The 23,319-nt window shown below is 71.3% G+C and carries 22 protein-coding genes; 10 read left to right on the plus strand and 12 right to left on the minus strand.

The window, feature by feature from the left end; genetic code table 11:
- Window positions 1–78 precede the first annotated feature (78 nt).
- Window positions 79–528, minus strand: a complete 450-nt coding sequence (locus tag V6N00_RS07340) for a DUF4383 domain-containing protein (protein WP_334231420.1) — start codon at window positions 526–528, stop codon at window positions 79–81.
- Window positions 529–695: 167 nt separating this feature from the next.
- On the opposite strand from V6N00_RS07340, the gene V6N00_RS07345 reads away from it, so the two are divergent.
- A complete protein-coding gene (locus V6N00_RS07345; protein ID WP_334231421.1) occupies window positions 696–2,006 on the plus strand; it encodes a DUF445 domain-containing protein in 1,311 nt (436 codons plus the stop codon).
- Window positions 2,007–2,131: 125 nt separating this feature from the next.
- On the opposite strand, the gene V6N00_RS07350 is transcribed toward V6N00_RS07345, so the two are convergent.
- From V6N00_RS07350 to V6N00_RS07365, 4 genes are all read right to left on the minus strand, one after another.
- Window positions 2,132–2,887 (minus strand): SDR family NAD(P)-dependent oxidoreductase, encoded by a 756-nt coding sequence (locus tag V6N00_RS07350; RefSeq protein ID WP_334231422.1) that lies wholly within the window; start codon window positions 2,885–2,887, stop codon window positions 2,132–2,134.
- A complete protein-coding gene (locus V6N00_RS07355; protein WP_334231423.1) occupies window positions 2,884–3,762 on the minus strand; it encodes a hypothetical protein in 879 nt (292 codons plus the stop codon). The genes V6N00_RS07350 and V6N00_RS07355 overlap by 4 nt, the downstream gene beginning before the upstream one ends.
- A gap of 197 nt (window positions 3,763–3,959) precedes the next feature.
- Window positions 3,960–5,318: an FAD-dependent monooxygenase gene (locus V6N00_RS07360; protein ID WP_334231424.1), complete on the minus strand. Its 1,359-nt coding sequence runs from the start codon at window positions 5,316–5,318 to the stop codon at window positions 3,960–3,962.
- Window positions 5,319–5,320: 2 nt separating this feature from the next.
- A complete protein-coding gene (locus V6N00_RS07365) occupies window positions 5,321–6,631 on the minus strand; it encodes an MFS transporter (RefSeq protein WP_416385046.1) in 1,311 nt (436 codons plus the stop codon).
- A gap of 55 nt (window positions 6,632–6,686) precedes the next feature.
- Between V6N00_RS07365 and V6N00_RS07370 the strand changes: the two genes are divergently transcribed.
- The 4 genes from V6N00_RS07370 to V6N00_RS07385 all read left to right on the plus strand — a co-directional run bounded on the left by V6N00_RS07370 (window position 6,687) and on the right by V6N00_RS07385 (window position 10,418).
- Window positions 6,687–7,469, plus strand: a complete 783-nt coding sequence (locus tag V6N00_RS07370; RefSeq protein WP_334231426.1) for an IclR family transcriptional regulator — start codon at window positions 6,687–6,689, stop codon at window positions 7,467–7,469.
- A gap of 182 nt (window positions 7,470–7,651) precedes the next feature.
- Window positions 7,652–8,782 carry a cupin domain-containing protein gene (locus V6N00_RS07375; protein WP_334231427.1) on the plus strand — a complete coding sequence of 377 codons (1,131 nt, stop codon included), beginning with the start codon at window positions 7,652–7,654 and terminating at the stop codon, window positions 8,780–8,782.
- The gene (locus V6N00_RS07380) at window positions 8,779–9,651 is read left to right on the plus strand and encodes a fumarylacetoacetate hydrolase family protein (RefSeq protein WP_334231428.1); all 873 of its coding nucleotides are present in this window, start codon (window positions 8,779–8,781) and stop codon (window positions 9,649–9,651) included. Before V6N00_RS07375 ends, V6N00_RS07380 begins: the two co-directional genes overlap by 4 nt.
- 2 nt (window positions 9,652–9,653) lie before the next feature.
- Window positions 9,654–10,418 carry a maleylpyruvate isomerase family mycothiol-dependent enzyme gene (locus V6N00_RS07385; protein ID WP_334231429.1) on the plus strand — a complete coding sequence of 255 codons (765 nt, stop codon included), beginning with the start codon at window positions 9,654–9,656 and terminating at the stop codon, window positions 10,416–10,418.
- 81 nt (window positions 10,419–10,499) lie between these two features.
- Here V6N00_RS07385 and V6N00_RS07390 read toward each other — a convergent pair whose 3' ends face one another.
- Both V6N00_RS07390 and V6N00_RS07395 read right to left on the minus strand, forming a co-directional pair.
- A complete protein-coding gene (locus V6N00_RS07390) occupies window positions 10,500–11,138 on the minus strand; it encodes an alpha/beta hydrolase (RefSeq protein ID WP_334231430.1) in 639 nt (212 codons plus the stop codon).
- Between the two features lie 28 nt (window positions 11,139–11,166).
- Window positions 11,167–12,294: an SDR family oxidoreductase gene (locus V6N00_RS07395; protein WP_334231431.1), complete on the minus strand. Its 1,128-nt coding sequence runs from the start codon at window positions 12,292–12,294 to the stop codon at window positions 11,167–11,169.
- A 159-nt stretch (window positions 12,295–12,453) separates the two neighbouring features.
- On the opposite strand from V6N00_RS07395, the gene V6N00_RS07400 reads away from it, so the two are divergent.
- Window positions 12,454–12,693 carry a hypothetical protein gene (locus V6N00_RS07400; protein ID WP_334231432.1) on the plus strand — a complete coding sequence of 80 codons (240 nt, stop codon included), beginning with the start codon at window positions 12,454–12,456 and terminating at the stop codon, window positions 12,691–12,693.
- 235 nt (window positions 12,694–12,928) lie between these two features.
- Complete coding sequence (gene treS, locus V6N00_RS07405) at window positions 12,929–15,181, plus strand: maltose alpha-D-glucosyltransferase (protein WP_334231433.1); 2,253 nt, start codon at window positions 12,929–12,931, stop codon at window positions 15,179–15,181.
- A gap of 36 nt (window positions 15,182–15,217) precedes the next feature.
- Here the strand turns inward: treS and V6N00_RS07410 are convergent, their stop codons facing one another.
- From V6N00_RS07410 to V6N00_RS07430, 5 genes are all read right to left on the minus strand, one after another.
- Window positions 15,218–16,366, minus strand: a complete 1,149-nt coding sequence (locus V6N00_RS07410) for a cystathionine gamma-synthase (protein ID WP_334231434.1) — start codon at window positions 16,364–16,366, stop codon at window positions 15,218–15,220.
- 1 nt (window position 16,367) lies between these two features.
- Entirely contained in the window at window positions 16,368–17,738 is a 1,371-nt protein-coding gene (locus tag V6N00_RS07415) for a cystathionine beta-synthase (protein WP_334231435.1), read from the minus strand.
- Window positions 17,739–17,875: 137 nt separating this feature from the next.
- Window positions 17,876–18,109: a hypothetical protein gene (locus V6N00_RS07420; protein ID WP_334231436.1), complete on the minus strand. Its 234-nt coding sequence runs from the start codon at window positions 18,107–18,109 to the stop codon at window positions 17,876–17,878.
- The gene (locus V6N00_RS07425) at window positions 18,106–19,404 is read right to left on the minus strand and encodes a glycosyltransferase family 2 protein (protein WP_334231437.1); all 1,299 of its coding nucleotides are present in this window, start codon (window positions 19,402–19,404) and stop codon (window positions 18,106–18,108) included. Before V6N00_RS07425 ends, V6N00_RS07420 begins: the two co-directional genes overlap by 4 nt.
- A gap of 296 nt (window positions 19,405–19,700) precedes the next feature.
- Complete coding sequence (locus V6N00_RS07430; RefSeq protein ID WP_334231438.1) at window positions 19,701–20,162, minus strand: MarR family winged helix-turn-helix transcriptional regulator; 462 nt, start codon at window positions 20,160–20,162, stop codon at window positions 19,701–19,703.
- Window positions 20,163–20,283: 121 nt separating this feature from the next.
- On the opposite strand from V6N00_RS07430, the gene V6N00_RS07435 reads away from it, so the two are divergent.
- The 3 genes from V6N00_RS07435 to V6N00_RS07445 are packed head-to-tail and all read left to right on the plus strand — an operon-like array spanning window position 20,284 to window position 23,317.
- A complete protein-coding gene (locus V6N00_RS07435; protein ID WP_334231439.1) occupies window positions 20,284–21,216 on the plus strand; it encodes an SDR family NAD(P)-dependent oxidoreductase in 933 nt (310 codons plus the stop codon).
- 56 nt (window positions 21,217–21,272) lie between these two features.
- Window positions 21,273–22,136, plus strand: coding sequence for an amidohydrolase family protein (locus V6N00_RS07440; protein WP_334231644.1), 864 nt, complete (start codon window positions 21,273–21,275; stop codon window positions 22,134–22,136).
- Window positions 22,133–23,317, plus strand: coding sequence for an acyl-CoA dehydrogenase family protein (locus V6N00_RS07445; RefSeq protein WP_334231440.1), 1,185 nt, complete (start codon window positions 22,133–22,135; stop codon window positions 23,315–23,317). Before V6N00_RS07440 ends, V6N00_RS07445 begins: the two co-directional genes overlap by 4 nt.
- Window positions 23,318–23,319: the final 2 nt, after the last annotated feature.

Below are 23,319 nucleotides of genomic sequence, written 5' to 3' on the forward strand. Positions count from 1 at the left end.
GTCACAGGGTCCACAGATACACCGATGGCCGGGTGACGTGGTACGTCACCCGGCCATCGGTCGGTGGAGCGTCGGTGATCAGACGGTGCGGCGCTCGACGACGCGGCGGCCGAGCACGAGCCCGAGGGCGAGCATCGCGACGCCCAGGACGAAGTGCAGCCAGTTGTCCGCGGTGTTCAGCGGCACGAAGTTGGCGGCCGACTCCTGGCCGATGAACAGGCCGTACAGCCACAGCACCAGATAGATGACGCCGCCGCCGACGAGGAAGTTCTTGGCGCCTCCCAGCGTGCGGGACAGGGTCAGCCCGGCGATGCCGAACAGCAGGTGCACGATGTTGTGCAGCACGGACACCTGGAACAGGCCGAGCAGCATGGCGTCCGAGTGGTGGCCGCCGAACGACATGGAGCCGTAGTTGCTGGTGATGCCGGGAATGAACCCGAGGATGCCGACGAGCAGGAAAACGGCGCCGACGAGCAGAGCGACGGTCTGCACGGGTGCCCGGCCGGTGCGAGTGTGGGTGGTGGTCATGACCCCTCCTCCGATGACTGTCGGGCAGCGGTTGCTGCCCGTTCATGATGTGTTCGGTGCCCCCTACCGTACCGGATTGTCAGTAGGCTGATTGTCTCATTCCCGTGTCTTTCTGCACGTCAGGCCCGGGAGGGCGACGACTCAGGTAAGCGCGGGAAGATGGAGGCATGACGACGACCACCAGCACCCCGATCGCGGCCGACCCGGTGCCGGCACCGGGCGCGGGCGATGCGACCCGCGCGGCAGCCCTGCGCCGGATGAAGGCGATCGCGCTGACCCTGCTCGTGGCGCTCGCGGTCGTCTTCCTCGTCGCCTTCGCCCTCCAGGGCCGCTACCCGTGGCTGCAGTACGTACGCGCCGCGGCCGAGGGCGGCATGGTCGGCGCCCTGGCGGACTGGTTCGCCGTCACCGCGCTCTTCAAGCGGCCGATGGGGCTGCCCATCCCGCACACGGCGATCATCCCCCGGCGCAAGGACGCGATCGGGGCGTCACTCGGCGAGTTCGTCGAGTCCAACTTTCTCTCCGAGCCGGTGGTGCGGGAGAAGCTCGCGAGCGCTCACGTGGCGCGGCGGGTCGGCGGGTGGCTCGTCACCCCCGGTGAGGACGGCCGGACCGGCGCGCGGACCGTCACCGCGGAGGGCGCCGTCATCATCCGCGGCGCGCTCACGCTGCTCAAGGACGACGACGTAGCCGGCCTCATCGAGAGCATGGTGCGGCGCCACGTCATCGACCCGCCGTGGGGTCCGCCGCTGGGCCGGGTCGCCCACGAGCTGTTCGCCGACGGGCACCACCGCCCGGTCGTCGACATGCTCGTGGACCGTGCGGAGGAATGGCTCGACGGCAACCAGGGCACCGTCATCGACCTCGTCACGGAGCGGTCGCCGTCGTGGGTTCCGTCCATGCTCGACGGCGTCGTCGGCTACAAGGTGCACAGCGAACTGCTCAAGTTCGTCCGCGCCGTTCAGGCGGACCCGCAGCACCGGGTGCGCCGCTCGATCGACGACTACCTGCTGCGCCTGGCCGACGACATGCAGCACGACCCGGCGATGATGGCCCGCGTCGACCGGATCAAGGAGAGCACCTTCGACGACCCGCGGGTCCGCGGGTTCGCCGCGACGGCGTGGGAGCAGGCGAAGGCCGCGCTGCTGACGGCGGTCTCCGATCCGGACAGCGACCTCTCCCGCCGGTTCACGGGCCTGGTCGCGGAGTTCGGCCAGCGCCTGTGCGACGACGACGAGCTCGCCGGCAAGGTGGACGGGTGGCTCGGTGACACCGCGTCGTACCTGGTGCGGCGCTACCGGCACGAGGCCGCATCCATCATCACCGACACCGTGGAGCGGTGGGACGGCGAGGAGACGTCGGCGAAGATCGAGCTCGCCGTCGGCAAGGACCTGCAGTTCATCCGCATCAACGGCACCGTGGTGGGCTCGCTGGCCGGCCTGGTGATCTTCGCGGTCGCCCACGCCATCTTCGGGTAGGACCGACCGGCGGCCCGGCGACAAGGCGCGAGTTAGCGGGTCTCGCCCGAAATGGGGGCTCTTAAAGCACCGGTTTCGGGAGGAGACCGCTAACTCAGCACGACGGCCGGGCGGGACCCGCTGACTCAGCGGCCGAGGCGCCCCGCCGCGGCCATCAGCCGGTCCGGCAGCGCCCGGCCCAGGGCCACGACCGTCCGGTACCGCTTCGACGGAACCACGACGCCGCGACCGGCAAAGGCCCCGGCCAGTCCCTCGCGCACGACGAGCGGCGCGTCCAGCCACGCGAATCCGGGCACGTTCCGTGTGTCCACCTTCATCCGGCCGTGGAACTCGGTCCGCACGAGGCCGGGGCACACCGCGGTGACGACGACGCCGCGGGACCGGTACCGGATGTTGGCCCACCGGCTGAAGCTGGTCAGCCACGCCTTGGCTGCCCCGTAACTGCCGCGCGGGATGAAGCCGGCCACCGACGAGACATTGACGACGTGACCCCCGCCGCGGGCGGCAAAGGCCGGGATCGCGACGTGACTGAGCGCCATCGGCACCTCGACGAGCAGCTGCAGCATGCGTTGCTCGTCGGCCAGCGGGGTGTCGACGAAGTCGGTGGGGATGCCGTAGCCGGCGTTGTTGACGAGCACGGTGACGGGGTCGGCGGCCTGCTCGATCCGGGCGCTCACCGCGGCCAGGCCGTCGTCGGTGACCAGATCCGCAGGCAGCACCTCGGTGCGCACGCCGTGGTCGCGCCGCAGATCGGCCGCCAGCGCGGCCAGCCGGCCCTCGTCGCGCGCCACGAGGACGATGTCGTGACCGGCCGCGGCGAGCTGCCGGGCGAACTCCGCGCCGAGGCCGGCCGAGGCACCCGTGACGAGCGCCGTCGTCACCGGTCGGTTCCCGCGGTCCCGGAATCGCCGGACTCGGCCGCACCGTCCGCGGGAACAGACCCGTTCGACGACGCCGTGCCGGACGAGGACTTCTCCGAGGAGGCGGGCAGCTGGGTCCGCTGCAGATCCGCGACGAGCTCGCCGGGCAGCGTCTCGGGCACTTCGCCGAACGCCTCGGTGGTCGCCTTGATCACGGCGCGGCCCATGGCGAGGTTGGCCCCGCCGCCGATCACGGCGCCGACACCGAACGGCAGTGCCCGGCCGAGCACGGCACCGCCGCTGCGCAGCAGGTACCGCTTGATGAAGCGGCGGCGGATGCTCGCGACGATCGACCTGGTGATGGTGTCCGAGCCCCCACGGCCGAGGACGAGCCCCCAGCGGGCGGTCGGCCCGGCACCGCGGCCGGAGGCCTGCGCGGCGAAGGACTGCATCAGCTGGCTGCCCTCCTCGCCGAGCATGATGGCCATGACCATGGTCTTGGTCTTCTCCGGGTCCTTCGCGTGCACGCCGTGCAGTTCGGCGATGGACTGGGCGTAGAACGCGCTGGCTTCGAGGAAGGCGCCGGTCGCGACGGCGGAGAGGCCGAGGGAGGCAACGGTGCCGATGCCGGGCACCACCGCGGTCGCGCCGATGCCGCCGCCGCCCACGGTCACGGCCGCCAGGTAGTCGCGCTGCAGCAGCTTCGCCAGCTTCTGCGCGCCGGCGTTCGGGTGCTTGCGCCGCAGCCGCTTGAGGTTGGCCAGCACGAGGGGCCGGTTGACGTCGAGCGTGCGGTTGAGCACGCGGGTCAGGCCCGGCTTCGGGTTGCCCTCGTCGTCGAAGGCCGCCTTCGTCACGAATCTCATCGCCGGATTGACCGGTCGCTCCGATGCCATGGTTCCTCCTGGTCGCGCGGACTGGCTTCGTGCCCACTGTACTCAGCGAACTGACCACCCCGCCGTGCCGGGTGGCGGGCGGGGTGGTCGGTGGAGGTGGAGACGACGGATCCCCGCGGGCGCCTACCGCGCGGGGACCCGTCGGGCCGGGACCGGGGCGGCCGCCGAACGGACGGTGCCCCGGAAGGACGAAAGGGTCAGACGGCGATCTTGTGGCTCAGTTCCGCCGGGGTCTCCTCCACCGCGTCGCCGCCCACGACGGCGGCGGTGCGGCCGCGTCCGGGAGCGTTGTCGTCCGACGCGGCGGCGATCTTCTCGATCGCCGCGCTCGGGCCGCCGGCCGGCTCGAGGGAGTCGGTCGCCTCGATGCCGTACGCCCAGTCCGTGAACCGGAAGACGTCCTGGCTCGCGCTGTCGAACAGCATGTCGCGCAGCAGCTTCTCGACGGGCTCGCTGACGTGCCACGACTCGCCCCACACGCGGGCGGTCCGCTGCACGCGCGCCGTCCGGGGCGCCCGCACCGCGTTGTACCGGGCGAGGGCGTCGTCCCATGCGGCGTTGTCGGCGTCGTCGCCGGCGAACACGGTCTCTCCCGTGATCCGCTCGAGCACCCGCGCGTCCTCGAGCGCCTGGCAGGCGCCCTGCGCGAGGTACTGCAGCATCGGGTGGGCGGAGTCGCCGAGCAGGGCGGTGCGGCCGTCGACCCAGGTGGGGATCGGCATCCGGTCGAACATCGGCCAGCTGCGCACGCGCCACAGGTTCGCCAGGGCGGCCTTGACCTCGGGCACGCAGTCCCGGTAGGCCTCTTCCAGCTCGTCCTCGCTGCCCCAGATCTCCTCGCCCCGCAGGAACGCCGGGGACTGGAACACGGCGACGGTGTTGAACATCTCGCCCTTGCGCAGCGGGTACTGCACCAGGTGGCACTGGGGGCCGAGCCAGACGACGACGTCCTCCATGTCCGACTGGTAGGTCACCTCGGAGACGGGCAGGGCGCCGCGGTACGCGACATAGCCGGAGGGGATCGGCTTGTCGTCGGCGATCTGGGCGCGCAGCTTCGAGTGCAGCCCGTCCGCGGCGAGGACGACGTCGGCCTCGAACGTGCGGCCGTCGCGGGCCGTCGCGGTGGCCCGGGACCCGGTGGTCTCGGTGCCCGTCACCTCGACGTCGTTGAGCAGGGTGACGCCGGCCTCGGCGGCCGCGTCGAGGATGATGCGGTGCAGGTCGGTGCGGTGCACGACAACGTAGGGCGCGTCGTAGCGCTTCGCGAACTCGCCCTGGACCTCCTGCCGCAGCAGCTCGGCGCCGGTGGTCGCGTCGCGGAACGCGAGGTGCTTCGGTGCGACACCGACCTCGAGGACCTTCTCCAGCAGGCCCCAGTCGCGCAGCACGCGAGTGGCGTTGGGGGCCATCTGCAGGCCCGCTCCGACCTCCCCGAACTCGGGGGCGTGCTCGACGAGGGTGACGTCGGCGCCGTTGCGGGCCATGCCCAGGGCGGCGGCGAGTCCGCCGATGCCGCCTCCGACGACGAGGACCTCGGTCGTGGTGGTGTCGTTCATGCTCAGTTGACCTCCAGTGAAGCGTTTCGCGTGATGGTGCTGTCGGTGGCCGCGCGGTGTCGACGGACACCGACCAGCAGGACGGCCGCGACGAGGGCCGCGAGACCGAAGACGAGGAAGTTGACCGCCGGGTCCAGACCCTTCGTGGCCAGCAGGATGCCGGAGATCTGCGGGGCGAGGACCGCGCCGATCCGGCCGACGCCGAGCGCCCAGCCGAGCGCGGTGCCGCGCAGGTGGTCCGGGTAGCGACCCGCGATCGCGGCGATGATGAGGCACTGCGTGCCGTGGGTGCCCACGCCGGCGAGGACCAGCAGCAGGTAGACGAACCCGGTGGAGCCCGGGTGCGTCAGCAGCAGGATCAGCGATACGCCGGCCAGGACGGCGGCGACGATCGCGGTGGGGACCGACCCGAACCGGTCGCCGGCCCAGGCGGTCAGCAGGGATCCTGCGACGGCGCCGAGGTTCAGGGCCAGGGTGAAGAGCAGGGCAGGGCCCAGGTCGAAACCGGTGGATGCCATGATCTTGGGCAGCTGGGTGCCGAGGCCGTACCAGGCGAACAGGGTGAAAAGGGTGGCGACGGCGAAGAGGATGCTCATGCCGAGGTAGGGAGCGCGCAGCAGGTGGCCGAAGCCGGGCTTGTCGTGCTCGGGGGCGTCCGCGGCGGCGTCGCGGCCCACCGTGGCCAGGGTCTCCGGGAGCACGGCGAACCCGATGGGGACGAGAATCACCAGGGCGACGACGGCGACCAGGAACATGGACGGCCAGCCGAAGGTCGGGATGAGGGAGAGGCCCGCGAGGGCGGCGATGCTGCCGCCGATCGGCACGCCCGACATCATCAGGGTGGCCGTCATGGAGCGCCAGCGGGCCGGGATCAGCTCGGCGGCGAGCGCGTTGGCCGTCGGCACGAGGCCGCCGAGGCCGATGCCGGCGAGCAGTCGGAGGATGCCGAAGACCGCCGCACCGGGGGCTAAGGCGCAGAGCACGGTGAAGAGGGAGAACACGAGCGCGCAGCCGAGCACGGTGCGCTTGCGGCCCCAGGTGTCGGCCATGCGGCCGGCGAAGACGGCGCCGATCATCATGCCGACGAAGGCGAGGGAGCCGATGGTCCCGGCCGAGGCGGCGTTCAGGCCCCAGCCGGTGCGGCTGATCAGCTGGTTCTGGACGGTGCCGTAGACGATGAGGTCGTAGCCGTCGAAGACGACGAGCAGCCAGCAGACGATCACCGCGATCAGGGTGCGCGGCGCGAGGGGCCGCGGCGCGGGTGCGGCCGACGTCGTCGTCGGCGCGGGGGTGGTGGAGGACATGCGTTCCATGGTGGAGGTCACAGCGATGAGAGCGGGATAACATTCTGCTGTGCAGAATTCACCGTTGCAGACGCGGCCGGCGTACGCCCTCACGTCCGTGGACAACACGCTGCGGCTGCTGCAGTTGCTGCGGGACACCGGCCGGCTGCGCCTCAAGGACGCCGCCGAGGAGCTGGGGATCGCGCCGTCGACCGCGCACCGGCTGATGGCGATGCTCGTCTACCGCGGGTTCGCGGTGCAGGACGAGGGTCGGCGCTATCAGCCTGGTCCGGCCCTCGGCGTCGGCCCGGTGACCAGCAGCCGCAACCGGCAGCTGCGGACGCTGTGCGCCCCGTTCATGGAGACCCTGTGCGAGGACACCGGCGAGACGGTCAACCTCAGCGTGCGCGTGGGCACCAGGTCACGATTCCTCTTCACCGTCGAGTCCGGCAACGTGCTGCGCGTCGGGGACCGCCGCGGCGCCGTCCTGCCCGCCCACCGCACCTCCGGCGGCAAGGTCCTGCTGGCCGAGCTCGACGACGACGCGGTGCGCCGGCTCTTCACGTCCCCCGTCGCGGAGACCGGCGGCGACGCCCTCGGCGAGGCCGACCTGAGTGCACTGCTGCACGAACTCGGCCAGATCCGCGAGCAGGGTTTCGCCGCCAACATCGACGCCACCGAGAGCGGGGTGAGCGCGCTCGGCGTCGCGCTGCGGGGACCGAGCGGGCGGGCCGTGGCAGCGCTGAGCATCTCCGCGCCCACCTTCCGGTCCGACCGTCTGCTGGCCCGGCCGGTGCGCGCCGTCCTCTTCGAACGGCGTCGTCAGATCGAGGAAGAGCTCGCCACCCTGGCCGACCCGGACGAATGACGGTCACCTGCTTCGATTCCGGATAGCAGAACTGTTTTCATCCTCCGTGGACGCAGCCCTAGAGTCGTTCGAAGGCTCGCGTGACCCGCGCCACAGGGACGTGGTCCGGGCCGCCACCGCACACGGCGGATGAGCGACTACGTCGCTCGCCGTCCCCGCCGACGAACCCCCAAGAGGTCACGATGTCCGTCTTCGACGAGCCCACGACGCACGAGAGTGCGAAGAACGCCATGGTCGCCGCCGAGCCGACGCCCGAGGAGGCCGCCGAGCTCGAGGCCATGTACGCCACCATGCAAGACGAGAACATGATCCCGCTGTGGACGCAGATCGACGAGCTGATGCCCATGGTGCCCAGCCCGTCGGCCGTCCCCCATGTGTGGCGCTGGAACACCCTGCTGCCGCTGGCCGCTCGCGCCGGGGATCTCGTGCCCGTCGGCCGCGGTGGCGAACGCCGCGCGATCGCGCTGGCCAACCCGGGCCTGAACGGCCTGCCGTACGCGACCCCGACCCTGTGGGCCGCCATCCAGTACCTCGGCGGTCACGAGGTGGCCCCCGAGCACCGCCACTCCCAGAACGCGTTCCGCTTCGTCGTCGAGGGCGAGGGCGTGTGGACCGTCGTCAACGGCGACCCCGTGCGGATGTCCCGTGGCGACTTCCTGCTCACTCCGGGCTGGAACTTCCACGGCCACCACAACGAGACGGACCAGCCGATGGCCTGGATCGACGGCCTCGACATCCCCTTCGTGCACGGCATGGACGCCGGCTTCTTCGAGTTCGGCACCGAGCGTGTGACCGACGAGGCCACACCGGACATCTCCCGTTCCGAGCGGCTCTGGTGCCACCCGGGCCTGCGCCCGCTGTCGGGCCTGCAGAACACCACCAACTCCCCCATCGGCGCCTACCGGTGGGAGCACACGGACCGGGCACTGACCGAGCAGCTCGCGCTCGAGGACGAGGGGCACCCGGCTACCGTGGGCCAGGGACACGCCGCCGTCCGCTTCACCAACCCGACCACGGGCGGGGACGTCATGCCGACCATCCGCGCCGAGTTCCACCGGCTCCGGGCCGGCGTCCAGACCCGCACCGTCCGCGAGGTCGGCTCGTCGGTCTACCAGGTGTTCGAGGGCACCGGCGCCTTCGTGCTCGACGGCACCACCCACCGGGTGGAGAAGGGCGACATGATCGTCGTCCCGTCGTGGGCCGCCTGGTCCATCGAGGCCGAGACCCAGTTCGACCTCTTCAGATTCGGTGATGCGCCCATCTATGAGCGCCTCGCCTTCAACCGCACCTACATCGAAGGAGAGACCAAGTGAGGCTCGCCACCCTGCGCACGACGTCCACCGGAGGCGACGACAGCACCGTCGCCGTCAGTACTGTTGCCGTCCGGCAGGACGGGGACGCGTTCGTCGAGATCGACGGGTACGCCGACCTGGGACAGCTGTTCGCCCAGCCCGACTGGCGCGGCATCGCCGCCGCCGCGAACGGCGCCCAGCACCCGGTGCAGGGCGCGGACCTGGCCCCCGTCGTGCCGAACCCGTCCAAGGTGCTGTGCGTCGGCCTGAACTACGCCTCGCACATCCAGGAGATGGGTCGCGACCTGCCGGAATACCCGACGCTGTTCGCCAAGTTCGCCGAGACACTGACCGGGCCGTACGACGACGTCGAACTGCCCGACGCCGACCCGGCCATCGACTGGGAGGCCGAGCTGACCGTCGTCATCGGCAGGAAGGCGCGCCGGGTCTCCGAGGCCGACGCCGGCGAGTACATCGCCGGCTACACCGTCGCCAACGACATCTCGATGCGCTCCTACCAGTTCCGCACCAAGGAGTGGCTGCAGGGCAAGATGTGGGAGGCTTCCACCCCGGTGGGCCCCGTCGTCGTCACGACCGACGAGGTGGCGAAGGACGCCGCGATCACCACCGAGGTCGACGGGGCGCAGATGCAGGTCGGCTCCATCGGGGACCTGGTGCACGGGCCCGAGTTCCTCGTCTCCTACATCTCCGAGATCATCACGCTCAACCCTGGCGACCTCATCCTCACCGGCACCACCGGGGGCGTGGGCCGGGCCCGCACGCCCGAGGTGTACATCACCGACGGTCAGACGGTGACGACGCGCATCGAGGGCATCGGCGAGCTGGTCAACGCGGCCCGCGCGCAGGTGTCCGCCACCGCGGGGGCCTGAGCGTGGTCGCCCGCCACGACCTGGTCACCGACGAGAAGGTCCGCGGCGACCTGCTGACCGCCCGCCGGGGCACGGCGTTCTTCGCCCGCAAGCTCGGCGAGCTCTCGTACGCGGACATGGACGCACCGTCGCTGCTGCCCGGGTGGACCCGGCGTCAGCTGATCGCGCACGTCGGGTACAACGCGCGGGCGATCTCCCGGCTGGTCGAGTGGGCGGCGACGGGCGTGGAGACGCCGATGTACCCGGACATGGAGTACCGAAACCGGGAGATCGAGCTCGGCGCCACGCTGCAGCCGATCGCGCTGCTGAACCTGTTCGACCACTCGGCGGTACACCTGTCCGTGGAATGGCGCGACCTGCCCGACGCGAAGTGGACCGCCGAGGTCCGCACGGCGCAGGGCCGCATGGTGCCGGTGTCGGAGACCGTGTGGATGCGCAGTCGCGAGGTGTGGCTGCACGCGATCGACCTGGACAACGGCGCCCGGTTCACCGACGTCCCGACCGACGTGCTGCGGCGGCTGCTGCCGGAGATCGCCCGCACGTGGGAGACCCGGGGCGACGCGTACGTCCTGACCGTGACCGGCGGCGAGCACGACGGGCAGCGGTTCGGGGCGGCCGAGGACGCCGCTGAAGGGTCGGTGACCGAGGTCCGCGGCTCACTGCCGGACCTGGTGCGCTGGGCCTCGGGCCGCGTGCCGGACGGCCAGGACTCCGGCGTCACGGTCGCGGACGGTTCCGCTGCCGGAGCGGCGCCGCGCTGGCTCTGAGGTTCCCGCTCGTTCGGAGGCCGCCCGGGATGATCCTGGGCGGCCTCCGGCATGTCCGGTGACCGAAACGCGCGCGACCCCTCACTCGGCGTCGAGCACGTGCTCCCGGAGGAACAGGTCGGTCTCGATCATCTCGGCGGCCGTGATGACGTGCCGGGCGCCGTCGAACTCGCGCCGGGTCAGCACGGTGTTCTCCTCGAGCCACTCCCGGGTGTACCGCAGGGCGCCGGGGTGGATCACCCGGTCCGCGGTGCCGCGTTGCCACAGGTAGGGCACCCGGGTGGGCAGCGGTTCGGTCACGGCGAGCAGCTCGACCTCCGGGACGAACCCGCCGATGCCGATCACGCACCGGAACCCGTCCGGGCGCAAGCGGAGCAGCATGGTCGCCATCGCCATGCCCTGGGAGAACCCGAAGAGGCTGACGCTGCGGAACGGACCGGTCGCCAGCACACCGTCGAGCCACGCGAGGACGCCGGAGGCGGCCGTGATCACCTGGCCCTGGTCGGTGCGCAGGCCCGGATCCATCAGGTACCAGCCGACGTCGCCGCCCACGTCCAGGCTCCCGCGAGGGGCCGCCGCGGTGATCCCGGCCGGCAGGGTCGCGAACAGGGACTCCATCCGCTCCTCGCCCGTGCCGTAGCCGTGCAGCATGACGAGCAGGTCGGTACCGGCCCGCTCACCCTCCGGCCGGGAGAAGGCGCCCGGCATCGTCGACGTCATGCCGCCAGTATCACCGCAGCTGCGGCTCTCACGGGATCAGCCGGTCCGCCCGGTAGCGGGCGAACAGGTCGGCGAACGCCTGCTCGGTGCGGCGGTAGCCGGTGAAGCCGGCGGCGCGGCTCTTGCCCATGTCGGTGACCACCTCGAGGTCGCGGCCGAGGTCCGCATCGGTGTGCCACCACGACGCGAGCCGGGTGATGTCCGACTCCGCGAGGCCGTGCTTCGCCGCGATGCCCGGCCAGACCGCCTCGTGCTCGGCCATCTGCTGCTCGAGCGGCCGGGGCTCGCCCGCGTAGCCGACGACCCGGTCCGCCGGCACCCCGAGGTGCGCGGCCAGGCGCGGCCACATCCAGCGCCACCGAAAGACGTCGCCGTTGACGATGTTGAACGGCTCGTTCGCGCCGGCGGGATCGGTCGAGGCCCAGATCATCTGCTCGGCCAGGACCCCGGCGTCGGTCATGTCGGTCAGCCCGTTCCACTGCGTCTCGCTGCCCGGGAACACGAACGGCAGGTCCAGCTCCTTCGCCAGGGTCGCCTGCACCGCGAGGGTCAGGCCGATGTTCATGGCGTTGCCGACGGCATGGCCGATCACGGTGTGCGAGCGGTGCACGGACCACGAGAAGCCCTGCCGGGCGGCCGCGGCGAACAGCTCGTCCTCCTGCGCGTAGTAGAAGTTCGGCGTCTCGTGTCGGGGTTCCTCCTCGTGGAAGGGCGTCTCCGGCATCGTGCCCTGCCCGTAGGCCTCGAACGGCCCGAGGTAGTGCTTGAGTCCGGTGACGAGCGCCGCGTGCTGCAGCGGGGCGTGGTCGAGGGCGGCGAGCAGGTCCCGCACCATCGCGCCGTTGACGGCGATGTTCTCGGCCTCGGTGGGCATCCGCTGCCAGGCCGTGAAGAAGACGTGAGTGGGCGCCTGGCCCGCGAGCGCGGCGCGCAGGCTCTCCGGGTCGCGCAGGTCGGCGGCGATACCGCGGACGCCCGGCGTCGACGCCGGACGGCGCGAGAGGGCCAGGACGTCCCAGTCGGCCGCCGTGAGCTGCTCGACGAGGGCGGACCCGGTGATGCCGCTCGCGCCGACGACGAGGGCGGTGCGCCGCTCGGGGCCGGGGGTCGGGGTGCTGGTGGTCGGGCTGCTGGCGTTCTCGGTCGTTTCACTCACCCCTCGTACAGGCCGCGGGCCGGACGGATAATTCCTGACCGGCCTCCGCACGACGTCGTCCGGGCCACTCAGATCCCGCCCGGCCCTCCCGCCGGCGCACCGGACTCGTTAGAGTGATCCCGTCCTTCCCAGGTCCCCGCACTCTGGATAGGAGGCAGGATGACCGAGACCACGTCCTCGGAGTCGATCAGATGCATGGTCGACGACGACTTTCCCGAGGACCTCGACGGGTTGTCCACGGCCGAGCTGCACGTCCTGCACAGCCGTGTGGTCATGCAGCTCGACCACGAATACCTGGAGCTGGAGGATCCGCACCCGGTCACCATGGACCGGCACGCTTGCGTGGCGCGGCTCCTCCGCATGCGGGAGGCGCACCCGGTCCGGCTGCAGGCCGGCTGAACCCCGTGCGTCCCGGCCGCCTCGCGGCCATCGTCACCACGACGTCGCCCCTCCCCCGGTCCGCCGGCGGAGGGGCGATGTCGTGGTCGGCGGACGGCCCGGCACCGGCGGCGGCGGTCAGCAGTGATATGAAAGACCGGTGGCGCGATGGCGTCGCGGCAGGTCCGCACGCCCCGTCACCGCCCGATCGACCCCGACCCCGATCGCTTCGATGGACCCGTTGGAGGAGCCACGCATGACCGTTGCCGAGCCCGCCCCGGAGACGACTCCCCTGCCCCTGGTCGACGTCCCCCCGCCCACCGCGGAGGACGCCGAACCGACCGACGTGAACTACGACGAGGCCTTCTATCCCGCCCGTCCGCGGCAGGCCCGCCCGCGTGCCCGCCGCAACCAGCAGTTCGGGGACACGCTGCCGCCGTTCGAACCCGTCGGCACCAACCCCGCCTACGTCGAGTGGCTGCGGGGCCAGTCCATGCTCGGTGACGCCAAGACGCTCTCCCGGCAGCTCTCCGGCCAGGCGAGCATGTGGCAGAACCCGTACGCGCGGCCCAACCCGCGCAAGGCCGTGAGCACCGCGTCCGTGTGGTTCACCGCCTACCCGCTCTCGCTCATCACCCGCCCGGGGCAGTCCTTCCTCGCGACCCTCGGGGACGCGCGCCTGTGGCAGGCCTTCGAGAAGATCGGCATCGACGCCATCCACACGGGCCCGGTCAAGCGTGCCGGCGGCCTCGACGGATGGGAGTACACGCCGAGCGTGGACGGCCACTTCGACCGGGTCAGCATGGCGATCGACCCGCTGTTCGGCACCGAGGACGAGTTCCGGGCGATGTGCATCACCGCCAAGGACCACAACGGCACGATCATCGACGACATCGTGCCCGGCCACACCGGCAAGGGCGCGGACTTCCGACTCGCCGAGATGAACCACCGGGACTACCCGGGGCTGTACCACATGATCGACGTCCCGGAGTCGGACTGGCACCTGCTGCCGGACGTGCCCGAGGGCAAGGACTCGGTCAACATCGACCCGGCGGCCGAGCGCGCGCTGCAGGAGGCCGGGTACATCATCGGCGAGCTGCAGCGCGTGATCTTCTACGAGCCCGGCGTCAAGGAGACCAACTGGAGCGTCACGCGCCCCGTGGTCGACACGACGGGCCAGGTGCGCCGCTGGGTCTACCTGCACTACTTCAAGGACGGCCAGCCGTCGCTGAACTGGCTGGACCCCACCTTCTCGGGGATGCGGCTGGTGATGGGCGACGCCCTGCACTCGCTGCTCGACCTCGGCACCGGCGCCCTGCGCCTGGACGCCAACGGGTTCCTCGGCGTCGAGAAGGGTGTCGAGGAGGCGGCGGGCTGGTCCGAGGGCCATCCCCTCTCCGAGGCGGCCAACCAGCTGATCGGCTCGATGGTGCGCAAGGTCGGGGGGTTCACGTTCCAGGAGCTGAACCTGAGCATCGACGACATCCAGTCCACCTCGGCCGTCGGCCCGGACCTCTCCTACGACTTCGTCACCCGGCCCGGCTACCACCACGCCCTCGTCACGCAGGACACCGAGTTCCTCCGCCTGACCCTGCACCAGGCGATGGAGATCGGCGTCGACCAGGCCAGCCTCGTGCACGCCCTGCAGAACCACGACGAGCTGACGTACGAGCTGGTCCACTTCGTCACGCGGCACCGGGACGAGGTCTTCGAACTCGGCGGCCGGTCCCTGACGGGTGCGGAGCTGGCCGAGCAGGTGCAGTCGACGCTGCGGGAGCGGATCACGGGCGAGGCCGCGCCCTACAACCTGGTCTTCACGACCAACGGCATCGCGTGCACGACGGCGAGCGTCATCACCGCGGCGCTCGGCATCAGCGACCTGGACACCATCACCGAGGACGACGTCGAGCGGATCCGCAACGCGCACCTGCTGCTGGCGATGTACAACGCGCTGCAGCCGGGCGTCTTCGCCCTCTCGGGCTGGGACCTGCGCGGGGTGCTGCCGCTGGAGAAGGACCAGGTCAAGTCGCTGATCGCGCACGGCGACACCCGCTGGGTCAACCGCGGCGCCCACGACCTGGCCGGTTCGATGTCGGAGACCCGGATGTCCGGCTCGGGTCTGCCCCGGGCCCGCAGCCTCTACGCGTCCCTGCCGGACCAGCTCGCGGACGACAGCTCGTTCGCGATGCGCCTGGCCCGGGTGCTGGAGATCCGCGAGCGGCACGGCATCGCCGCCGGTTCCCTGCTCGACGTCCCGGCCGTCCCGCACCCGGGGCTGCTGGCGATGGTGCAGCGCACGGCCACGGACGCCCTCGCCGTCACGGTGCTGAACTTCTCGACCGAGGACGTCGAGGGCGGCATCGCCTCGGAGCACCTGCCCGACGGCGCCCGGGTGATCGACGCGTTCACGGGCGAGACGGTCGGCCGGGTCGACGGCGGGAAGCTGCCGGTGCGCCTCGGGGGTCACCGCGGCACCACGCTGCTCGTGCGGGAGCCCGCCTCCTCCTGAACACCGCGACATGACGTCGTTCGGGAGAAAGGGGCGTCAGCCGATCGCGGCGAACGCCTGCTCGAGGTCGGCGACGAGATCGTCCGCGTCCTCGATGCCGACCGAGAGCCGCAGCAGATCCTCCGGGACGGCCAGCTCGGTGCCCTTGACGGACGCGTGCGTCATCTCGGACGGGTAGCAGACCAGGCTCTCCACCCCGCCGAGGGACTCGGCGAGGGCGAACAGCTCGGTGTGCCGGACCAGGTCCAGCGCCGCCTGCGCGCCGCCGGCCAGCCGCATCGAGACCATGCCCCCGAAGCGGGACATCTGCCGGGCGGCGAGCTCGTGCCCGGGGTGGTCCGGCAGGCCCGGGTAGAACACCTGCGAGACGGCCGGGTTGCCGGTGAGCGCCTCGGCGACCCGCTGTGCGTTCGCGGAGTGCCGCTCCATCCGCACGTCGAGCGTCTTCAGCGACCGCGAGGTGAGCCACGCGTCCATCGGCGAGTTGATCGCCCCGACCGCGAACTGCAGGAAGCCGATCCCCTCGGCCAGCTCGGCGTCGTCGCCGACGACCAGCGCGCCGCCGACCACGTCGGAGTGGCCGCCGATGTACTTGGTGGTCGAGTGCACGACGACGTCCGCGCCCAGGGACAGCGGCTGCTGCAGCGCCGGCGTCGCGAACGTGTTGTCCGCGACGACGACGGCGCCGGCCTCGTGGCCGATCTGCGCGAGGGCCGCGACGTCCGAGATGGTCATCAGCGGGTTGGACGGGGTCTCGACCCAGAGCATCCTCGTGGTCGGGCGGATCGCGGCGCGGACGGCGTCGAGGTCGGCGACGTCCACGGTCGACAGCTCGATGCCCCAGGGCGCCCAGATCCGGTTCATGAGCCGGTGGGAGCCGCCGTACACGTCGTTGCCCATGAGCAGATGGTCACCGGGCTTGAGGACGGCCCGGACGAGCGCGTCCTCCGCGGCCAGGCCGGAGCCGAAGGTGAAGGCGCGCGTGCCGCCCTCGAGGCTGGCCAGCTGCGTCTGCAGGGCATCCCGGCTCGGGTTGCCGGAGCGGGAGTACTCGTAGCCCTCGCGCATGTTGCCGACGCCGTCCTGGACGAACGTCGACGTCATGAAGATCGGGGGGATCACCGCGCCGGTCCGCGAGTCGGGAACCTGGCCGTCGTGGATGGCGCGGGTGGAGAAGCCGGGCATGTCATGCCTCCTTCGCGTAGAACGCCAGCAGGTCGCTGCGGGTGACGACGCCCACGGGCTTCGCCTCCTCGAGGACCAGCAGGGCGTCGGTGGAGCGCAGCCGCTGCTGCAGGGTGTCGACGTCCTCGTGGATGCCGATGTGCGGCAGCCCGGTGCCCTGGTGCCCACTCACGGCGTCGGCGAGCCGGGCGGTGCCGGTGAAGACGGCGTCGAGCAGGGACCGCTCGTCGAGCGACCCGACGACCTCGCCGAGGACGACGGGCGGTTCGGTGGAGAGCACGGGCAGCTGGCTGACGCCGAACTCGTGCATGATCTCGATGGCGTCGTGGACGGTGTCGGACGGGTGGGCGTGCACGAGCGCGGGCAGGCCACCGTTCTTGCCGGCGAGCACCTCGCGGACGGTGGTCTCACTGTGCGGGTCCGCGAAGCCGAGGGAACGCATCCAGGCGTCCGAGTAGACCTTCTGCAGGTAGCCGCGGCCGGAGTCCGGCAGCAGGACGACGACGACGGCCTCGGCGGGCAGGTCCTTCGCGGCCTTCAGCGCCGCGGCGACCGCCAGGCCGGAGGACCCGCCGACCAGCAGGCCCTCCTCGCGGGCCAGGCGCCGCGTCATGGCGAAGGACTCGGCGTCGTCGATCGCGATCACGTCGTCGACCAGGTCCCGCGCGTAGGCGCCCGGCCACATGTCCTCGCCGACGCCCTCGACCAGGTAGGGCCGGCCCGTGCCGCCCGAGTAGATCGAGCCGAGCGGGTCCGCGCCGGTCACGTGGACGGCGCCGCCGGAAGCCTCCTTGAGGAAGCGGGAGGTGCCCGAGATGGTGCCGCCGGTGCCGATGCCGGCGACGAAGTGGGTGACCCGCCCGTCGGTGTCCCGCCAGATCTCCGGGCCCGTGGTGGCGTAGTGCGCCCCGGGGCCGTTCTGGTTGAAGAACTGGTTGGGCTTGTAGGCGCCGGGCGTCTCGGCGACGATCCGGTCGGAGACCCCGTAGTAGGACTCCGGGCTGTCGGGGGCGACGGCGGTGGGGGTGACGACGACCTCGGCGCCGTACGCGCGCAGCACCGCGCGCTTGTCCTCGGCCACCTTGTCGGGGCACACGAAGATGCAGCGGTAGCCGCGCTGCTGGGCCACGAGCGCGAGCCCGACACCGGTGTTGCCGCTCGTGGGTTCGACGATCGTGCCGCCGGGCTTCAACTCGCCGGACTTCTCCGCCGCGTCGATCATCGCGGCCGCGATCCGGTCCTTGACCGAGCCGCCCGGGTTGAAGTACTCGACCTTCGCCAGCACCGTGGCGGCGATGCCCTCGGTGACCTTCGAGAGCCTGACGAGCGGGGTGTTGCCGATGGTGTCCAGAACGGACTCGGCGTAGCGCATGGAATGCCTCCTGACGTGACACTCCAGCGTACCGAGCGGCGTCAGGCGTCGCGGGGGCCGGGACGCCCGGCGTCATCCGCTCGGGATGCGCCCTGCCCCGGCGTCGGGCCGGGCCCGTGGCCCGGGGTACGAACCCGTCAGAGGTCCCCGTCGGGGTAGATGCTGCGGGTCTCCGCGCGCAGCCGGCGGCCGTTGCGTCGCCGCGGCAGGTGGATGGCCGGGAGCAGCTTGGCGATGGTCAGCGCCGCGTACATCACGGTGTTGATCGCGACGAACGTCGAGAGCACCGCGAACGCGTGGCCGTAGAGCACCGACTCGGGCAGCAGGATGCCGCGCGGGACGGCGACGGCGGCGAGGATGACGATGTTCACGAGCGGCCTGCCGTTTCCGGTGCTTCGGCGCGGGCGAGGTGGGTCCAGGTGGCCCGGCGCCCGCGGGTGATGTCGAGGATGCCCTTGACGAAGACGATGTCGAGGAAGAGGTCGAAGAACAGTTCGGGGAAGATCGTGATGGCGAGCACCCGGGCCCGCCAGCCGCCCTTCCAGACGGTGACCAAACGCTCGAGGGCGAAGATGACGCCGACGCCGAGCCAGAACGGGAACCAGATCCATGTGTCCATCGAGACGAGCATGATCACGATGAGCAGCAGGTAGGTGGTCAACCCGACGACGCTGTACCCGATGCCGAGCTGCTGCGCCCAGTAGCGCAGCGTCTGCGGGGTGACGCCGTAGGCGCCCAGGTTCTCCAGCGCGCCGCGCTGCCAGCGCAGCCGCTGCTGCCACAGGGTGCGCCACGATGGCATCAGCTCGGTGACGACGGTGCATCCGGGCGGGGAGATCATCAGGCCGCCGAGGGACTTCAGCGCGATGGTCAGCTCGTTGTCCTCGGTCAGGGCCGCCGTGTCGTACACGTCGCCGTTGCGGCCGGGGATCTGGTTGCCGCGGGCGGCGGCGATGGCCCGCAGCGCCACCGGGCGGAAGATCGAGGCGGTCCCGGTCAGCACGAACACGCGGCCGCGTCGGCGGGCGATCTCCCGGCTGTACCGGACGTACTCGTTGCGCTGGAACTGGCCGATCAGGCCGTGGCCCTCCTCGCCGTAGAACAGGCCGCCGACGGCCATCAGCGCCCGGTCCCACTCGAAGGACTTCTCGGCGGAGGCGAGGAATCCCTGGTCCAGCGTCGTATCGGCGTCCATCACCATGACGACGTCGTTGTCCTTCTGCCCCGGCAGCAGCGCGCGCAGGACCTGGTTGAGCGCCCCGCCCTTCTTCTCCGTGTTGCCGACCGTCTCGTGCACCTCGACGCCGGCGGCGTACGCGAACTCCACGGTCCGGTCGGTGCAGTTGTCGGCGACGACGATGATGCGGTCCGGCCTACGGCTCTGCTGCTGCAGGGAGGCCAGCGTGCCGGGCAGGGTCGCCTGCTCGTCGTGCGCCGGGATCAGCACCGTGATGGTCACGGGACCGGCGAACACGCCGCGGGTGGCCTCCATGATGACGCGCGGCGCGAGCGGCCGGGACCGCTGGTTCGGCGGTGTCCGCCGGTACAGGGTCGCCACGCGCCGCTCCACCAGGGCGATACCGGCCCCGAGGAACAGCGCGAGCGCGCCCGCGATCGCGAGCACGCGCAGGTCGGGCAGGTTCGCGTCGTAGAAGACGCGCCACACCCCAGCGACGCTCCACTGCGCCGGCTCCCAGAGCCGGGCAGGAACGTTCGATGCGACCCCCCACCACAGGAGTGCGGCAGCGAGACCGACCGCACCCAGGACGAGGAGCCCGACAAATCTCTGAAACCAGCGCCCTCCCACGTCAGCGAGGGTAGCGGCAGCACGCTCGTTCGTCACTCAGGTGGGTGATGGTGTCGCGTGTTCTCTCGCCCTCCGAGACAACCGCGCCGCTGCCGTTGCGGGCGGGTTCCACGGCTGTCGCCGCTTCTGTGACGGATTGTTACGCGATCGGCGAATCAGGAGCGGAGCGCTCGGCGCAGCAGCGAGCGCAGCGTCGCCACCTCGTCGTCGTCGAGCGCGGCCAGCTGCTCCCGCTCGCTCGCCCGTACCGCCGCCTCGGCCTGCGCGTGGATCCGTTCTCCGGCCGCGGTGGCACGGACGATCTTCTGCCGCCGGTCCGCGCGCCCCTGTTCCCGTTCGACGAGGCCGCGCTGCTCGAGCCCGTCGACCAGGGCGACGATCTGGCTCGGGTCGAGGCTGAGGAACTCGGCGAGCTCGCGCTGCGTCGGCTCGAGGCCGCTGCAGGCCAGGCGCAGCACGGAGTAGGACCGCTCGCGCAGGTCGACGTCGGCGAGCGCACGGTTGTTCACCACCGACCCGGCGGCGTGCAGCTTGGCCACCAGCAGGCCGATGTCGTCCGCGATCGCGGCCTGCGCGAGTCGGGGCTGGGTCGTCCCCACGGCATCTCCGACGGTCATGGCGCCTCCCGGCTCACTCGACGAAAACAATCGTTGACATTTTCAATGATCCATATTCTCATGGTTTCCGATCAGGGTCCCCATCCACGGGACCGCACCGGAACGCACAGGAGCAACCCGCATGAGTCTGCAGGGCAGGACCGCCATCGTCACCGGTTCCGGGCAGGGCCTCGGCCTGGCCTACGCGCAGGAGCTGGCCCGCCAGGGCGCCGCCGTCGTCATCAACGACGTGCGCCAGGACGTGGCCGACGCCGCCGTCGCCGCGATCACCGAGGCGGGCGGCCGTGCCGTCGCCGTCGTCGCCCCGGTCGGGTCCACCGAGACGGCGCAGCAGCTCGTGCGCACCGCCGTCGAGACGTTCGGCGGCCTCGACATCCTCGTCACCAACGCCGGCGTCCTGCGGGACAAGTCCCTGCTGAAGATGACCGACGAGGACTTCGACGTCGTCATCGGTGTCCATCTACGGGGCACCTTCACGTGCGTCCGCGAGGCGTACGCGTACTTCAAGGAGCACGGCGTCGCCGGGAGGATCATCACGATCGGCTCCCCCACCGGCCAGTACGGCAACTTCGGGCAGACCAACTACGCCGCCGCCAAGGCCGGCATCGTCGGCATGGTCCGCACCTGGGCCCTGGAGATGAAGAAAGCCGGCGTCACCGCCAACGCCGTCATCCCCGTCGCCGCGACCGCGATGACGAAGACGATCCCCTACTTCGCCGCCGCCGTCGAGGCGGACGAGCGCGGCGAGGCGATGCCCCCGTTCTTCCGGCACGACCTCGGGTTCGGCACCGCCGCCGACGTCGCCGGCCTGGTCGCGTACCTCGCCTCCGACGACGCCGCGTCCATCACCGGTCAGGCCATCGGGGCCGGTGGGGACCGGCTGGAGATCTTCTCCCACCCCACCGCCGTCGTGACCGAGTACCGCGAGGGCGGCTGGACGTACGACGCGCTGCGCGAGCGGTTCCCGGGCATCGCCGAGGGCCACCTGGCCAGCGTGGGCGAGACCCTGCCGCCGCTGCCGGCCGAGCTGCAGCCGCAGGAGGACGCGAAGTGAGCACCCCCGTCCGGTACGAGCTCGGGGTCGACCCCGACGCCGTCTCCGCGATCGACATGCACGTGCACGTCGAGGTCGATGGGCACGGTCATGCCTCCCTGCCGGAGACCCTCACCGAGGCGTCCAGCGCCTACTTCAAGGCCGAGGACCGCAGCCCGGACGTCGACACCATCGCGGCCCGCTACCGCGAGTGGGGCATGGCCGCCGTCGTCTTCACCGTCGACGCCCGGACCGCCCTGAAGCACGAGCCGAACAGCATCGAGGACCTGGTCGCCGGTGCGGCCCGGAACAACGACGTGCTCATCCCATTCGGCAGCGTCGACCCGCGCACCGGCGCCGAGGCGATCGCCCGCGCCGAGTACCTGGCCGGCGAGCTGGGCGTGCGCGGCTTCAAGTTCCACCCGAGCCTGCAGGGCTTCGACCCGTCCGACCCGCAGTTCCACGCCCTGTGGGCCGCGCTCGAGCGGATCGGCCTGCCGTGCATCTTCCACACCGGGCAGAACGGCATGGGCGCCGGCCTGCCCGGCGGGGGCGGCATCAAGCTCGCCTACTCCAACCCGCTGCTGCTCGACGACGTGGCGGCCGACTTCCCGGCCCTGCCGGTGATCATGGCGCACCCGTCCGTGCCGTGGCAGGAAGAGGCCAACTCGATCGCCACCCACAAGGCGAACGTCTCCATCGACCTCTCCGGCTGGTCCCCGAAGTACTTCCCGGAGTCCCTCGTCAAGGCCTCCAACCGGATGCTGCAGGACAAGGTGCTGTTCGGCACGGACTACCCGCTGATCACCCCACAGAAATGGCTGTCCGCGTTCGAGCAGCAGTCGTTCTCCGACGAGGTGCGCCCGAAGATCCTCAAGGACAATGCCGTGCGCCTGCTGGGGCTGAAACCCTCCTCGAGCACCAGAACGGACGCGCGATGACCGACCGTCTCTACGCGGTGTGCGACCCGTACGACCACGAGTCGCTGCTCACCGACGCCGAGCGCGAGGTGCTGCGGAGCCTTCGCCGGGTGCTGGACGAGCAGGCCCGGCCGCTGCTGGCCGAGCACTGGGACCGGGCGACGTTCCCCACCCAGCTCATGGAGCCGCTGCACGCGCTGGATCTGATGACGCCGCCCTCGCTCACGGCCGACGGCGCCGAGCCGCGCGGGCTCTACCACGCGTTCCGCGTGTTCGAACTGGCTCGCACGGATGCCTCCCTGGCCACCTACTACACCGGCCAGGCCGGCCTGTTCCGCACCGCGGTGCGCGAGGGCGGCTCCCCCGAGCAGGTGGCCCGCTGGGATCCGGAGATCACCTCGTGGCGGATGCGCGGCGTGTTCGCCCTGACCGAACCGGACCACGGCTCCGACGTCGCCGGCGGTCTCGCGACCGCCGCGACGCGGACCGGGGACACGTGGATCCTGAACGGCGCCAAGCGCTGGATCGGCACCGCCACCCTCTCCGACTACCTGGCCGTGTTCGCCCGCGACACCGCGGACGGGCAGGTCAAGGGCTTCCTCGTGCGCACGGACGCCCCGGGCGTGCACATGGACGTGATCCCGAACAAGGCGGCACTGCGGATGGTGCAGAACGCGCACATCACCCTGACCGACGTCGAGGTGAGCGAGGAGTACCGGCTGCAGCGAACCGACTCCTTCAGGGACGTGGGCCGGATGCTGCGGCGGATGCGCTCGGACGTCGCCTGGATCGCGGCCGGCGTGCAGGCGGGCGCCTACGAGGCGGCGCTGCGGTACGTCACGGAACGCACCCAGTTCGGCCGGCCCGTCGCCGGGTTCCAGCTGGTCCAGGAGAAGCTCGCCCGGATCCTCGGCAACATCACCGGGTGCCTCGGCCTGCTGACCCGGCTGTCCGTGCAGCAGGACGCGGGCGTCTACCGCGACGAGGACTCGGCGCTGGCCAAGTCCTGGTGCGCGGCCCGGATGCGGGAGTCCGTGGCCCTGGCCCGCGAGATCTGCGGCGGCAACGGCATCACCCTGGACACCGACGTCGCCCGGTTCTTCGCCGACGCCGAGGCCATCTACTCCTACGAGGGCACCCACGAGATCAACTCCCTGATCGTCGGCCGCGCCATCACCGGCATCAGCGCCTTCACCCACTGAGC

Origin of the sequence: Tersicoccus mangrovi (assembly GCF_036881825.1) — a bacterium.
GTDB classification, from domain to species: Bacteria; Actinomycetota; Actinomycetes; order Actinomycetales; family Micrococcaceae; genus Tersicoccus; species Tersicoccus mangrovi.

Excerpts from the sequence above, each read along its gene's own strand:
- V6N00_RS07400 (WP_334231432.1), top strand. The coding sequence starts at position 12,454 with ATGACCGAGACCACGTCCTCGGAGTCGATCAGATGCATGGTCGACGAC.
- V6N00_RS07445 (WP_334231440.1), top strand. The coding sequence starts at position 22,133 with ATGACCGACCGTCTCTACGCGGTGTGCGACCCGTACGACCACGAGTCG.
- treS (WP_334231433.1), top strand. The coding sequence starts at position 12,929 with ATGACCGTTGCCGAGCCCGCCCCGGAGACGACTCCCCTGCCCCTGGTC.
- V6N00_RS07415 (WP_334231435.1), bottom strand. The coding sequence starts at position 17,738 with ATGCGCTACGCCGAGTCCGTTCTGGACACCATCGGCAACACCCCGCTC.
- V6N00_RS07435 (WP_334231439.1), top strand. The coding sequence starts at position 20,284 with ATGAGTCTGCAGGGCAGGACCGCCATCGTCACCGGTTCCGGGCAGGGC.
- V6N00_RS07410 (WP_334231434.1), bottom strand. The coding sequence starts at position 16,366 with ATGCCCGGCTTCTCCACCCGCGCCATCCACGACGGCCAGGTTCCCGAC.
- V6N00_RS07355 (WP_334231423.1), bottom strand. The coding sequence starts at position 3,762 with ATGGCATCGGAGCGACCGGTCAATCCGGCGATGAGATTCGTGACGAAG.
- V6N00_RS07365 (WP_416385046.1), bottom strand. The coding sequence starts at position 6,631 with ATGGAACGCATGTCCTCCACCACCCCCGCGCCGACGACGACGTCGGCC.
- V6N00_RS07390 (WP_334231430.1), bottom strand. The coding sequence starts at position 11,138 with ATGACGTCGACGATGCCGGGCGCCTTCTCCCGGCCGGAGGGTGAGCGG.
- V6N00_RS07345 (WP_334231421.1), top strand. The coding sequence starts at position 696 with ATGACGACGACCACCAGCACCCCGATCGCGGCCGACCCGGTGCCGGCA.
- V6N00_RS07430 (WP_334231438.1), bottom strand. The coding sequence starts at position 20,162 with ATGACCGTCGGAGATGCCGTGGGGACGACCCAGCCCCGACTCGCGCAG.
- V6N00_RS07440 (WP_334231644.1), top strand. The coding sequence starts at position 21,273 with ATGCACGTGCACGTCGAGGTCGATGGGCACGGTCATGCCTCCCTGCCG.
- V6N00_RS07340 (WP_334231420.1), bottom strand. The coding sequence starts at position 528 with ATGACCACCACCCACACTCGCACCGGCCGGGCACCCGTGCAGACCGTC.
- V6N00_RS07360 (WP_334231424.1), bottom strand. The coding sequence starts at position 5,318 with ATGAACGACACCACCACGACCGAGGTCCTCGTCGTCGGAGGCGGCATC.
- V6N00_RS07375 (WP_334231427.1), top strand. The coding sequence starts at position 7,652 with ATGTCCGTCTTCGACGAGCCCACGACGCACGAGAGTGCGAAGAACGCC.